This window comes from Pseudoalteromonas sp. SR44-8, assembly GCF_014163635.1.
In the GTDB taxonomy this organism is placed as follows: Bacteria; Pseudomonadota; Gammaproteobacteria; order Enterobacterales; family Alteromonadaceae; genus Pseudoalteromonas; species Pseudoalteromonas rhizosphaerae.
The window spans coordinates 41,235-54,089 of the sequence record NZ_JACJDS010000012.1 but is presented as its reverse complement, the minus strand read 5'-3'; the positions used below and the strand labels follow the sequence as shown (position 1 = coordinate 54,089).

The window sequence follows — 12,855 nt, the reverse complement described above, 5'->3', positions numbered from 1 at the left end:
TAATAACTTACTCGTCTGCGAACCAACAAATGTTGCGCGCAGCCATAATTAGCTCACCCGCTTTCTCTGGAGAAAGCTCTGTAATATCGACTAATTCATCAATACCTTGCTCTGCTAAGTCTTCTAGCGTAACAACCCCTTTGCTTGCCATAACAAACGCAAGGTGACGCTCTAACCCTTCTAGTGCTAATAAGTCTTCAGCAGGCTCTGCACCATCAAGGCTTTCTTCTGTTTTAAGTGCTTTAGTCGTTAATGCATCTTTTGCACGTGAGCGTAACAAATCAACAGTATCTTCATCTAAGCCATCAATTTCTAAAAACTCAGACGCAGGTACATAGGCAACTTCTTCAAGGGTTGAGAAACCTTCGTTGATAAGTAATGTTGCAAAGTCTTCATCGATGTCTAAGTTTTCAGTGAATAAGTTGATTAACTTATCAGATTCCGCTTCGTTCTTAGCGCGCATTTCTTCAACTGTCATTACGTTTAGTTCCCAACCAGTTAACTGGCTAGCAAGACGTACGTTTTGACCATTACGACCAATTGCTTGTGCTAGGTTATCAGCTTCAACAGCGATATCCATTGAATGGGTGTCTTCATCCATTACAATTGAAGCAACTTCAGCAGGTGACATTGCATTAATAACGAACTGGGCTGGGTTGTCATCGTAAAGTACGATATCAACACGCTCACCACCAAGTTCAGTCGATACTGCTTGTACACGTGCGCCACGCATACCAACACACGCACCAATCGGATCGATACGTTTATCATTAGATTTAACGGCGATTTTAGCACGTGAACCTGGATCACGTGCCGCTGCACGTAGTTCAATCATCTCTTCGCCAATTTCTGGCACCTCAATGCGGAATAATTCCATCAGCATTTCTGGCTTAGAGCGTGTTACAAATAACTGTGCACCACGAGCATCAGGTTTTACTTCATAAAGTAAACCACGGATACGATCGCCAGGACGGAAATTTTCACGTGGTAACATGTCATCACGGTAAATAACCGCTTCAGCATTGTTACCTAAATCTAATACGATTGCGTCACGCGTTGCTTTTTTCACAACACCTGTTACTAACTCGCCTTGTTGATCTTTATAAGCTTCTACAACAAGTGCGCGCTCAGCTTCACGTACTTTTTGTACGATTACTTGTTTCGCCATTTGTGTAGTAATACGGTCAAATTTAATTGACTCGATTTGCTCTTCGATGAAATCACCAATCTTAAGATCTGGGTCATCAACCTGAGCCGCTTCCAACGTGATTTCGCTGTAAGGGTTTTCCAGTGAACCATCTTCAAGTACTGCAGCAATTTGCCAACGACGATAAGTGTCGTAATCGCCTGTTTTACGGTCAATTGCAACGCGTACTTCAATTTCACCAGTATGTTTTTTCTTAGTCGCAGTCGCTAATGCGAACTCTAACGCTTCGAAAATCTTTTCTTTTGGAACCGCTTTCTCATTGGAAACGGCTTCAGCAACCAATAATATCTCTTTTGCCATGGGTTATGCCTCGCTTGCCCTATTCCTTCGCACTCGGATTAAAACTTTGCGATGATGTTCGCACGTTCAATGTTACTGAGCATAATTAACTGCTCAGTACCGTCATATGAAAGTGTGATCATATCACTGCTAACTGCTATTAGATCGCCTTTAAAATTACGACGACCATCTTGTGGAAGCTTAGTACGCACGCGTACTTCCTCTCCTTGTGCCTTCTCGTAGTGATCTTGTTTGAATAATAGACGATCAACACCAGGAGACGATACTTCCAAATCATATTCATTTGTAATCGGGTCTTCGACATCTAAAATTGCGCTTATTTGACGACTTGCATCAGCACAGTTATCAACCGAGATCCCCGCTTCGTGATCGATATAGACCCTAAGCGTAGAATGGCGACCCGCTTGCACAAACTCTAGACCATGTAATTCAAAGCCTAACATTTCAACTGACGGTGAAAGCATGGTTAATAAATCTTGCTCAAGTTTTGTCACGAAAATTCTCCATACAAACAAAAAAAGGGCTTATAGCCCTAAAATACTTAGCTTATACCTTGATTTAAAATCAAGTGGTGCAGATACAACAACGCCCCGAACCAAGCGGGGCGTCACACCTAAAGCATAAAACTGTGTGGCCATGGGCCAAGCTTGGTTGCGGATAGCTAACACCATCTAAATTAAACCCAAAGGCTTAAACGCAAAACGCGCATTACATAGAATGCGCGACTTCAAATCAGTAACTAAAATCGCTACTCAAAAGTTTGGCTTCAAGAATTTAGAAATATTAATTAAACTAATAATTTATCTAAAAACTTGGTTGCGGGAGCCGGATTTGAACCGACGACCTTCGGGTTATGAGCCCGACGAGCTACCAGGCTGCTCCATCCCGCGCCAACTGGTATCAAAATACCTGATACCTGCCTAGCAGCTAATTAAGTGAGCTAGACAATGGCGGCTATTATAAAGAGGCTTGGCGTAATTAGCAACCAAAAACTGGTAAAGAATGACTAGACTATAAAGTACAAAATTATACGTCAGAACAATTCGCTATAACCGTACCAAAAGTACCCTGTTAAAAAACCAACATAAAAGCCCTAGGGCGTGTTGACCTTTTGTGATTAATTTTGCAGCAGTATGTTTGGTATTTAGGCAAGGCAGAGTCTATGTAGTGTGGTTGTTCCCCATAAATAGACGATAACGCAGTATAAATTCCAAACATGCGCTGCCCAAAGGGTTCTTCCTAGGGGCGATTAACTCTTTGTTGCTCGATTTTTACTTAGCCCACTAGGTTACAAACCTCGCGCCGCGATTAAATCGCCCCTAGATTGAACAAATTTCAATCCACAAAGGTCAACACGCCCTAGCCTTATTGGCATTAATAATGCGCGCTATTACGCGATTTCCATCGATTTACTCACTCTTTCCTACACAGCGTCTATACTAAGTTTTTAATGGCAACCTGCATATTTAAGGCTATTTAGAGAGGGCTTATTATGAGTATTTCTGCTCATCATCAAAAAATGTTATTACAAAGTATCGCAATAATAAAACCTAACTTTCACTGTTTTACTGTTACCTTTCATGTGCAATTAAAACGTCATGCACTGACTATGCAATGGCCTAGCAGTGATGAAATAAGTGAAAAAAGTTATTTGTTGTATTGCTCATTGGAACGCACTATTACCCACTTAGATCGCTTATTGTCTGTATTACCTTTTATTCATTATCATGCCAACAACCTAAGTAAATCTGGCCTCACTTGTCAGGATGTTGATTTATTATGTGATGCTTTTATAGCTGCGCTAAAAATTCATTTGGGCCGAGAATTTACGCCAAACATAGAGCAAGCGTGGCGTTATGCACTCAGGATGTTTAACAGCATAGTGAAAAGCTATTTATTTAATACCAGTAATATTGTTGCAATTAACAAGTCCGTGCAGCAGCAAGTGAATTCATAGCAAATAACCTACATGCATTATTCTATACTAGCTAACTCTTGTAGAAGACGATCTATTTGGTGCTGTTCAACATCGATTAAAGTTGCATATCTTGATGTTAACGCACTCATTTTTCTAGATAAGGAGTTATCAAAAGTCGCATCAGTTAAGTTATTTAGTTGCTCTTTAGCCTGAGCTTCGAGGGCTGCTATTTGGCGATCCATTTGAGTTTGGTAAGTATCTATTTTTGATTGTCGCTGTTCAACATCTCGTTTGATTTCTTGTGCCCGAATGAACGAATCAATGCCTTTGCTCTGGGTTGATTGTTGGTCAATTTCAGAAGTGTTTTTCGACTCAGGCAAAGCGTGTTTTTCTTTTAATAGTCGATCAATATCCCGCTGTTCACGTGCAATTAAAACGTTATAGCGCTCTGAAATACTGGTCATTTGATTTGCTATTGCAGTTTCTTTTTTTGCACCAGATAAATTATTTAACTGCGCATCTGATTGCTCACCTAAGGCGGCAATTTGCTGATTCATTTTCTCGCTTAAGCTATCAATTTTATCTTGATGCTGTTGAATATCAGCATCAATTTGCCGAGTCCGAATATAACTATCGACGCCCGAGGTATCAATATTCTCATTAGCAACAAATTGACTAGATAAGCTCGGGTTTTGCTCTTTTATAGAGATTAGTTTCGCATCATCACCACATGGAAATTGACTAAATTCCACGACGCCTTTTTTTTCACACTGATAAACTGTGGCATGCAAAGAACTAACATGACAAAGTGCAATGAGACAAGGTAAAAAAATTTTAAATTTGCGAACAGTATACTGATATTGATTCATAAGCCGACATTCCTTTGTTTATATAGTTAACTTACACAGGTTCCTTATATTTATATACCACGACTATCAGTAATAATAAATGCGATCTAACCGTCAACTTAGTTCGTATAAATAACATTTAGGCAAAATTCATGATTTATAAAACGCTGCGATTTATTTTTGGCGACCAACTTAATGCCAATCACAGTTGGTATAAAGAAGAGAATCAAACACAATACCTTTATGTCATTGCTGAATTAAAACAAGAAACAGATTATGTAAAACATCATATACAAAAGGTAGCGGCGTTTTTTGCAGCAATGGAGAACTTTGCTACTGCGCTCAAACAAGCACAATTAAATGTGCTTCACTTAACACTCGATGATACCCACGATGATGCCTGCATTACCTCATTGCTAACACGCTTGGCTAAGCAATATCAGTGTCAACAAATTCAATATCAGTATCCTGATGAGTATAGATTAAAAACTCAACTGCAAGAGTTTGCAAACAGCAGTGACTTTAATGTTAGTGCCACAGACAGCGAACATTTTTTATTACCTTTTGCTGATATCAGCGACCATTTTAAAAAAGATAAGCATGTGAAAATGGAATTTTTTTATCGCATGATGCGCAAGCGCTTTGACATATTGATGCAAGATAATGCTCCACTAGGCGGGCAATGGAACTTTGACCAAGACAATCGTAACAAATTAAAAAAAACTGATTTAGCTGCTATCCCTGAACCAAAAATATTTACCAATAATATTGAAGCTATTTTACAGCGCATAAAAAAACACCAGGTAAATACCCTTGGCCATTGTTCAGCAACTTTATTATGGCCAACCAGTCGTGCTCAAGCAAAACAATTACTCGATTACTTTTGCACTCATCTACTCCCCTGTTTCGGACAGTTTCAAGACGCGATGACCTGTCAGAGCTCATACAAATGGAGCTTGTATCATAGTCGTATCGCGTTTGCACTTAACACAAAAATGCTGCACCCAATGCAAGTTATTAAGCAAGTACTGGCTGAGTTTGCGGCACGCCAAGAACAGATCACGCTTGCCCAAGTTGAGGGGTTTATTAGGCAAATTTTAGGTTGGCGAGAATATGTAAGAGGTATTTATTGGCAAAATATGCCTGATTACGCGAGTAAAAATGAACTTGAGGCTGCTCGTCTGTTACCTGATTATTTTTGGAGTGGCAAAACAAAAATGAACTGTATGAAACAGGCAATCACGCAGAGCTTAGAGACCGCCTACGCGCATCATATTCAACGCTTAATGATCACCGGAAACTTTTGCTTATTAACCGGTATTGATCCAAATGAAGTTGATAGCTGGTATTTGGGCATTTACATCGATGCCATTGAATGGGTAGAAATGCCTAACACCCGTGGTATGAGTCAATTTGCAGATGGCGGCCTAATCGCCACAAAACCGTATGCCGCAAGCGGTAACTACATAAACAAAATGAGTGATTACTGCACCAGCTGCCACTATAACGTAAAACAAAAAAGTGACGACACGGCTTGCCCTTTTAATAGTTTATATTGGCAATTTATGCACACCCATGAAGCCCGCTTAGCTCGTAACCCACGTATTGGCATGGTCTATAAAAATTGGCAAAAACAAGATACATCACAACAGCACGCTATTTTAGAGCGAGCGCAATGGTGCCTAAATAATATAGAAAAACTCTAACAGAAGTATCATATTAGGTAATATTGTTAATTAAATGTTTAATTAATTTGTAATTATAGTGTAATCACCCTACTTTCTAATATTAGAAATTACTCCACAACACTATGAGAACACGATGAAAAAACAGTTTTTAACGGCATTATTACTGATCAGTACAAGCCAAGCACAGGCATTTAGCCAAGAAACACATAAACGTATCGTCATAGATGCAGTGAACTACATGCAGCAGCACCCAAGCAGCACACAGTTTTCGGCATTAAGCCAATACGCTCAACAAAATAATATGACGGTAACCCAGTTAGCCGAAGTACTAGGCCAAGCAGCCTATGATGTGGATGACTTTGAAGACACCTTCTTTTGTGGTGCTGTAACGGGGTCATGTGTTCAAGCACCAATATGGGGAGCAGCAGAGAGTATTGTTAAATATACCAGCTATTGGCATTTCCAAAACCATACCCAAGGGGCTGATCAACACGGTAACGACTTTGGTGGCTACAATTACCAAAAACTGACGGTATGGGGCACCGTTGATAACTTGGCTTCAAGCTGGTTAAAAGGTGACTACCTTGATGACGGTCAAGGCGGTGAAACAGGCTGGTTTAATGCCGATTCATCAAAGTACAACAGCTATGGTATTACTGAAGCTAATTACCGAATTGACAGCCAATCAAATTACAACATGTACGATGACTTTGAAGAAATGCCTTTTCAGCCAATTGATAATTTAGGTCAATACTGGTATCAAAGCTATTTGCAAAGTGGCAACCCACAAGTGTTAGGTTTTGTTTTCCATACAACTGACTTACTACAACCACACCATACTTGGACCACATCTGATCTCAATCATTCAAGCTGGGAAAGCTGGGTAAAAGACTACTATGATCAGGAACAACTCAATGACTCTGCCCTTATTACACAAGCCATGCAAACATTTTCAGCACTGGATATAAACAGTCAAGACGTACGCCCTTTACTGACACAAGGTGGCGCTTTTTCTTATGCTCAAGGCGGTATTGTGCTTAATTCACAAGACCATTACGACCGCTTAAATACGGCAAAACAAGTGATCCCACATGCGATTGCCATGGTTGTGCACCTACTTAATCATGCCATGGTCGTACGCCAATGAAAGCGCTGAGCAGTTGTATTTTGTTATTGTTAGGACTGCTTTATAGCAGCCTAACAATGGCATCATTTAACCAATATAACGCTGCTGAAGTGCGTTTAATGCAGCAAGTTTATCAACAACACAATGCCAATATTAGTCGCAAAGACGTTCGTAAACATATGTTTGAAAATCAATTTTTATTATATCAAGCAGAACAACATATGCCTGAGCTGCTTGAACGTCAATCTGCGGTAGGCTTTAGCACGCAGTACCATGTTGAGCGCTATTTGATGAACATATTTGACACGCGACTAAATTTATCAACATCCTATGTTAAAGGAGGTAATCTCACACAATATAATGCCCAGTGGCTGCTCAAAGTATTGCCTAGCTACCCTGCTGATGGCCAATACAACGCTGAACAAATCAATAAAATGCAGCGCACTGAGCTCAGAGGGCTCTTTACAACCGCCGTCAATCTTTATGAGTTTATAGCCCCTTTATCTATGCAAGTACGCTTTCGACTGCACCAAGGTGAAAGTGACTTATTCAAAACTGAAGTGATAAAAAAGCAACAATTTGAGGCGTTGCTTTTAAAAGCAACGCCATTACTTTTAAAGCAAGGGATCAGTATCGCGCACCTAGAAGAACTAGCAAAAGGCGATATTTTAAGGCCTTCGATTCAAAGTTGGCTAGGTATTAAAGACATGATGCACGTTCAAAGCCCAATACTCGACAGTCTTGAACAACAAATATCCGATAAAGAAATAAAAAATTATTATCAGGCAAATAAAGCGCGCTTTAAATACCTTAGTGAAGTGACAGCTTACGGCGCTGCGTTTACTGAGCGAGAGCAAGCGGTTCGCTTTAGAAATACAGTACAAGCAAGCTCTTTTACAGATGCATTATATATATCACAGCAAACCGACATTTATGCTAAGTATCACAATAAACTAACTCGCAAAAATAAAAGTAATTGGGCTGTGCAACTGGCTTATACGCTAAAAGCAGAAGAATTATCTGCGGTGATGCGCTCACCTGAAGGTCTATGGGTCGTCATAATTAGTAATAACCATCAGTATAACTACTTTAGCGCTACTGACGAAACGGTTCGCTATCAAGCTAAAAAAGCCATCGCAATACAAAAAGCACAGCAACGCTATCAGCAAAATTGGCTGGCTTGGCAACAACAAAATGCAGTAAAACTATGAATAAAAAAGCTATCTACATAATTACAGGCGTCGCTTGTTTAGGTTTTTTAGTAATAAATTTAACAACAGAGCGAAAACGCGAAATAGCTCCCATCCGCGCTGCTGATGATTTAACGCCAGTAACGCCCGCGCCACAAATAAATAATGCGTCGGCACCGACAGCTATTAATCCAGATATGACTGCTGAAGCGGCGATTGATAGTCACACCTCATTAAAAAATACTGATGCCAGTCAACAACTGCCGCCCATTACTACACCGAGTTACTTGCCTGTCATCGCAAAAAATCCAATCAGTGCGAGTCAGTTTCAAGGCGACTTAACCGATCATCAAGCTTACCTCGATTTTCATAAACAGCAGCAAACTCAGCTTGAGCAACGCTTTGTAATAGCTGCTCAACAAAAAATAACTAACCTTGAAAGCTTGCTCGAAAAAGGCCGTCAAAAAGGCCTCCCTCAACGGCAGCTGCAAGTTGCTATTGATAAAATTGCTGCCTTAAAAGACATGCAAGCCAAATTAAAAAGTAAAGATACTAACTGAACACAGCATCATTAATCATCTGCGATTAATGGTGCGCTAAGCGGAACCGATGTTTGAGCAAAGCTAAAAAAGCCGCCTCAACTGAGGCGGCTACTAAAAATAACAAGTAAATTAGGGGAAAAACACTGTCAAAGGGATGGTTATTTACCTTCTAGCAAGTTACCACTGCCAATTTCAATTTTACGTGGTTTAAGTGCTTCAGGGATCTCGCGTTGCAAGTCGATACTAAGTAGCCCATTGGCTAAATCAGCGCCGAGTACTTTAACGTGGTCACCTAGCTGGAATTTGCGTTCAAAGTTTCGCTCAGCAATGCCTTGATGAATAAATTTTCGCTCTGCGCTGTCATCTTTATTGGCTTTAATGCCAGCAACTTTTAAGGTGTTATTTTCTGACTCTATCGTCAGCTCATTATCACTAAAACCGGCAACAGCCATAGTAATGCGATATTTGTCTTTATCGAGTGCTTCGATGTTATACGGAGGAAAACTTGGCTGCTTGTCAGTGCGAGCGGCCGCATCCATTAAAGATGCTAAATGATCGAAGCCAATGAATGAACGATAAAGTGGTGATAAATCTACTGTACGCATAATAATATCCTCATATTTAAGCGATATTTTGCATGTGCTTTTCGGTTGAACAAGCGCAAGCAAAGTTTAATTAATAATATAAATTTCAATTACTTCTGTTTAGTTAGGACCCATCAGGCGTCCTCACTAAACTATATATGGACGGCGAAATTGTTTTCAAGATTATTTTTGAAAAAAGTTTTATTTTTTTTCAAAATCTCTTTTTGCCTACTCAATAAAGTGAGGACTCAAAGTTTGCTTTTCAAGTCTTTAAATAGTAATAAGGGGAATTAGCTTTAGAGGTCGATATGAAAAAAGTAACGAGTTTGCTGCTCAATATAATTATGTTAGTTGTGGTGTTTTTTGTAGTGACTACATATCAGCAACGCAATTTACTCAGCTCAGATAGCAGCCCTGCTCCATATTTTAATTTACCTGTGCTCAATGACAGCGAACAACGTATTGATATTGCGATGCTCAAAGGTAACACCACCGTGGTTTATTTTTTTGCGCCATGGTGCACAATCTGTCGTTACAGTATGCCAAACCTAGAAGCGGCATTGGTTGATTCTAATATCAACGCCATTGGCATTGCACTTGATTATAAAAATGAACAAGCAGTTGCGCAGTTTGTTAGTGAACTTAAACTCACAATGCCCATTTTACTAGGCGATAAAAATACCCAGAGTAATTATAAAATCAGCGCCTTTCCTACTTACTATGTAATTGATCAACAACTGCGAATAACCGCACGCTCAATGGGCTATTCAAGCCAATTAGGTATTACTATCAGAGCTCAAAACTAAATGTAACAGCTTGTAACACCTCCCTACATTTTCGTACAGTTTACTACGTATTTTTATATATTTTCTCATTACTATAGGTCGCAGTCACACTTACTCATAACCATGGAAGAATCATGTTAGCCACCTGCTTGCTATCACTTTACCGTTTAACGCCACTGGCGTTGTGTTTGCCATTTTTAACGCACGCCAACGTTGATGCTAATGAAGAAATAATAGAGCGTCTTGAAACCGTTTATAAACGCAGTAGCATTACCAGTGAAATAACCGAAAATACTGAAAAACTGATCACTATGCCCGGTGCTATGGGCGATCCACTGCGGGCAGTATTTGCATTGCCAGGCGTTGTCGCCGCTGGCGGCTCAATGAGTGAACCGGCGGTACGTGGCTCATCGCCCGATGATAATTTGTTTGAAGTGGATTTTATGCCTGCAGGCTATATTTTTCATGATTTCGGCAGTTCTATTTTCAACAAGTACATTATTCAAGATTTTCAACTTTACTCAGCCGGCTATGGCACCAGTTACAGCAACGCCACCGGTGCCGTATTTGACGTAACACTGCGTAACCCTAAATATCAACCGATTACTACCACGCTTGATCTTACAATGTTTAATGCCGGTGTCTTTGTTGAAGGGCAACTCACGCAGAACACCGCGTTTTATTTATCAGCACGTAAAAGTACATTACCACTGTTCTTCTCTAAAGGTGAAGAGCTTGAAAACGACGATGGTGAACTCAGTGGTATCACCATCAATGACCCCCCAGATGATCATGATTACCAAGGCAAATGGATCTGGGATATAAACAATCAAAACGCCATAACAGTGTCATTTACAGGCGCAAAAGACTCGGTTGCAGCAGGCTTTAATCAACGCGCTGAACTTTCACTAAAAAATCCTGAGTATCAAGGCGATGCTGATTTTATTCGTGAATTTACCAGCCAAAGTATTTTATGGGATCACTTTAATAAAGACTTTCATTTACGCTTAGGCGTTGGTTCGCTCGAACATTCTGGCCGATTGGAATACGCTAAACGTGCCACGCTAAGTGATGGCTATTTTGATGAAGAACAACAAAAACAAATCACTTATAAAGGACGATTAAATTGGCGTGTTACTAAAGCCCAGCAACTGGTTTTTGATGCCGCCTATTTTGATAACGACAGTACTTACAGTTACGATAGTTTTCAATATCTTTGTACCGAGCTCGATCCTGATTGCGATCTAAACAAAGGTGAGCGAATAACGGGCAAAGACAAGCTAGCCCTTGATAAGTACTTTGTTGGTGTTAGCCATGTTTGGGTTATTAACGAACAATGGCAAAGCGAAGTCGGCGTGCAATATCAAAGCAATGATTACACTGATGAAGATTTTGTGATGCCGCGCCTTGCGCTTAGCTATTTTATTAATGATCACAATAGCATCAATGCTAAATACGGGCATTATAATCGCATGCAAGATATTGACACTCTATTGCCTGAACACGGCAACCCGAATTTACGTTCGCAAACCTCAAAACACAGCAGTTTAGGTTTTGCACAAGAACTTGCCGATGAATGGACATGGTCTATTGAAGGGTATTACAAAACCATGGACGATTTACCGTTGGCATTAAACAATTATTCCGATGCAGCAATTCGTTACAGTAATGATGTAACTGGGCGAGCTTACGGTGTTGATCTATTAATAAACAAAAATAAAACTGATAAATGGTATGGCTGGCTTGCAGTTAGTTATGCCAAAAGTGAACGTACTGACCAACGCCAAAATATCACTCGGGATTATTACGCTGATACCCCTTTAGTTGTCAACATGGTGTTTAATTACCAAATCAGTGAAAAATGGCAAGGCGGCTTTAACTTTACTGCCCGCAGCGGTCAAGCTTACACCCCGATTGTTGGCGTCACAGAAAATTCCGAATTCGAAGGACGTTTTTTACCACAATATGGTGATCCATTTTCTGAGCGTTTCGATGTTTATCATCGGCTTGATCTTCGTTTTGAACGTCAAACCGACTTTTGGGGCTTAGACGGTGTGTTAATTTTAGAATTAATGAACGCCTACGGCCAAGCAAACACCAGTAGCATTGATTTAGATTATCAGAAAGTAACCTCGACTAATGATTTAATTATCAAAGAAAACGAGGATGATTTTGAAATGCGCCCTTCAATTGGCTTCAGTGTTAAGTTTTAATTAGCCACCCCACATACACCTTTAATACTGATTAAAGGTGTATGCAATCATTAAAATAGAATTCATCAATCGTTTTTTTACGCTGTTTATTTTTTCTCAATTAGTTAAGATGAATGTAAATAAAATCGAGGAGAGCGATATGTTAACTGTAATTTTTGGCCGTGAAGGCTGCCCTTATTGTGTACGTGCTAAAGATGTTGCTGAAAAACTAGCAAATGAACGTGATGATTTTAAATACCGTTATGTTGATATTATTAAAGAAGGCGTGAGTAAAGCCGATTTAGAACAATCAGCAGGTAAGCCTTGCCCAACCGTGCCACAAATCTTTATTGACCAAGCACACATCGGTGGTTTCACTGAGTTTGAAGCTTACGCTAAAGAAAATCTTGGACTTTATCAATAAGTTCTGTATAAAATTTGTTAATCAATTTGATTTACCCACAATCAAATTGAT

The 12,855-nt window shown here is 39.8% G+C and carries 12 protein-coding genes and 1 tRNA gene; 8 read left to right on the top strand and 5 right to left on the bottom strand.

Annotation, left to right across the window (positions count from 1 at the left end; genetic code table 11):
- Positions 1-7 precede the first annotated feature (7 nt).
- From nusA to H5183_RS07770, 3 genes are all read right to left on the bottom strand, one after another.
- Positions 8-1,507 carry a transcription termination factor NusA gene (gene nusA, locus H5183_RS07780; RefSeq protein WP_145240434.1) on the bottom strand — a complete coding sequence of 500 codons (1,500 nt, stop codon included), beginning with the start codon at positions 1,505-1,507 and terminating at the stop codon, positions 8-10.
- A gap of 38 nt (positions 1,508-1,545) precedes the next feature.
- Positions 1,546-2,001, bottom strand: a complete 456-nt coding sequence (rimP, locus tag H5183_RS07775; protein WP_145240432.1) for a ribosome maturation factor RimP — start codon at positions 1,999-2,001, stop codon at positions 1,546-1,548.
- A 319-nt stretch (positions 2,002-2,320) separates the two neighbouring features.
- A tRNA-Met gene (locus tag H5183_RS07770) sits at positions 2,321-2,397 on the bottom strand.
- A gap of 602 nt (positions 2,398-2,999) precedes the next feature.
- Here H5183_RS07770 and H5183_RS07765 point away from each other — a divergent pair.
- Positions 3,000-3,464 (top strand): globin, encoded by a 465-nt coding sequence (locus tag H5183_RS07765; RefSeq protein ID WP_182731376.1) that lies wholly within the window; start codon positions 3,000-3,002, stop codon positions 3,462-3,464.
- 17 nt (positions 3,465-3,481) lie between these two features.
- On the opposite strand, the gene H5183_RS07760 is transcribed toward H5183_RS07765, so the two are convergent.
- Positions 3,482-4,294 carry a hypothetical protein gene (locus H5183_RS07760; RefSeq protein WP_182731375.1) on the bottom strand — a complete coding sequence of 271 codons (813 nt, stop codon included), beginning with the start codon at positions 4,292-4,294 and terminating at the stop codon, positions 3,482-3,484.
- A gap of 131 nt (positions 4,295-4,425) precedes the next feature.
- Here H5183_RS07760 and H5183_RS07755 point away from each other — a divergent pair, with 131 nt between their 5' ends.
- From H5183_RS07755 to H5183_RS07740, 4 genes are all read left to right on the top strand, one after another.
- Positions 4,426-5,979 carry a cryptochrome/photolyase family protein gene (locus tag H5183_RS07755; protein WP_182731374.1) on the top strand — a complete coding sequence of 518 codons (1,554 nt, stop codon included), beginning with the start codon at positions 4,426-4,428 and terminating at the stop codon, positions 5,977-5,979.
- A 115-nt stretch (positions 5,980-6,094) separates the two neighbouring features.
- Positions 6,095-7,108 carry a phospholipase gene (locus H5183_RS07750; RefSeq protein WP_145240424.1) on the top strand — a complete coding sequence of 338 codons (1,014 nt, stop codon included), beginning with the start codon at positions 6,095-6,097 and terminating at the stop codon, positions 7,106-7,108.
- A 56-nt stretch (positions 7,109-7,164) separates the two neighbouring features.
- The gene (locus H5183_RS07745) at positions 7,165-8,298 is read left to right on the top strand and encodes a peptidylprolyl isomerase (RefSeq protein ID WP_259397129.1); all 1,134 of its coding nucleotides are present in this window, start codon (positions 7,165-7,167) and stop codon (positions 8,296-8,298) included.
- Positions 8,295-8,837, top strand: coding sequence for a hypothetical protein (locus tag H5183_RS07740; protein WP_145240420.1), 543 nt, complete (start codon positions 8,295-8,297; stop codon positions 8,835-8,837). The genes H5183_RS07745 and H5183_RS07740 overlap by 4 nt, the downstream gene beginning before the upstream one ends.
- 140 nt (positions 8,838-8,977) lie before the next feature.
- On the opposite strand, the gene H5183_RS07735 is transcribed toward H5183_RS07740, so the two are convergent.
- On the bottom strand, positions 8,978-9,424 hold the full coding sequence (locus tag H5183_RS07735; protein WP_145240418.1) for an Hsp20 family protein: 447 nt from the start codon (positions 9,422-9,424) through the stop codon (positions 8,978-8,980).
- Positions 9,425-9,711: 287 nt separating this feature from the next.
- On the opposite strand from H5183_RS07735, the gene H5183_RS07730 reads away from it, so the two are divergent.
- The 3 genes from H5183_RS07730 (at position 9,712) to H5183_RS07720 (ending at position 12,804) form a co-directional block, all read left to right on the top strand.
- A complete protein-coding gene (locus tag H5183_RS07730; protein ID WP_145240416.1) occupies positions 9,712-10,209 on the top strand; it encodes a TlpA disulfide reductase family protein in 498 nt (165 codons plus the stop codon).
- A gap of 113 nt (positions 10,210-10,322) precedes the next feature.
- Positions 10,323-12,401: a TonB-dependent siderophore receptor gene (locus tag H5183_RS07725; protein WP_182731372.1), complete on the top strand. Its 2,079-nt coding sequence runs from the start codon at positions 10,323-10,325 to the stop codon at positions 12,399-12,401.
- 139 nt (positions 12,402-12,540) lie between these two features.
- Positions 12,541-12,804, top strand: coding sequence for a GrxA family glutaredoxin (locus H5183_RS07720; protein ID WP_149983014.1), 264 nt, complete (start codon positions 12,541-12,543; stop codon positions 12,802-12,804).
- Positions 12,805-12,855 lie beyond the last annotated feature (51 nt).

What these genes read in the sequence shown, in the direction of transcription:
- nusA (WP_145240434.1), bottom strand. Translation starts at nt 1,507, where the DNA reads ATGGCAAAAGAGATATTATTGGTTGCTGAAGCCGTTTCCAATGAGAAA.
- H5183_RS07765 (WP_182731376.1), top strand. Translation starts at nt 3,000, where the DNA reads ATGAGTATTTCTGCTCATCATCAAAAAATGTTATTACAAAGTATCGCA.
- H5183_RS07760 (WP_182731375.1), bottom strand. Translation starts at nt 4,294, where the DNA reads ATGAATCAATATCAGTATACTGTTCGCAAATTTAAAATTTTTTTACCT.
- H5183_RS07755 (WP_182731374.1), top strand. Translation starts at nt 4,426, where the DNA reads ATGATTTATAAAACGCTGCGATTTATTTTTGGCGACCAACTTAATGCC.
- H5183_RS07750 (WP_145240424.1), top strand. Translation starts at nt 6,095, where the DNA reads ATGAAAAAACAGTTTTTAACGGCATTATTACTGATCAGTACAAGCCAA.
- H5183_RS07745 (WP_259397129.1), top strand. Translation starts at nt 7,165, where the DNA reads ATGGCATCATTTAACCAATATAACGCTGCTGAAGTGCGTTTAATGCAG.
- H5183_RS07740 (WP_145240420.1), top strand. Translation starts at nt 8,295, where the DNA reads ATGAATAAAAAAGCTATCTACATAATTACAGGCGTCGCTTGTTTAGGT.
- H5183_RS07735 (WP_145240418.1), bottom strand. Translation starts at nt 9,424, where the DNA reads ATGCGTACAGTAGATTTATCACCACTTTATCGTTCATTCATTGGCTTC.
- H5183_RS07730 (WP_145240416.1), top strand. Translation starts at nt 9,712, where the DNA reads ATGAAAAAAGTAACGAGTTTGCTGCTCAATATAATTATGTTAGTTGTG.
- H5183_RS07725 (WP_182731372.1), top strand. Translation starts at nt 10,323, where the DNA reads ATGTTAGCCACCTGCTTGCTATCACTTTACCGTTTAACGCCACTGGCG.
- H5183_RS07720 (WP_149983014.1), top strand. Translation starts at nt 12,541, where the DNA reads ATGTTAACTGTAATTTTTGGCCGTGAAGGCTGCCCTTATTGTGTACGT.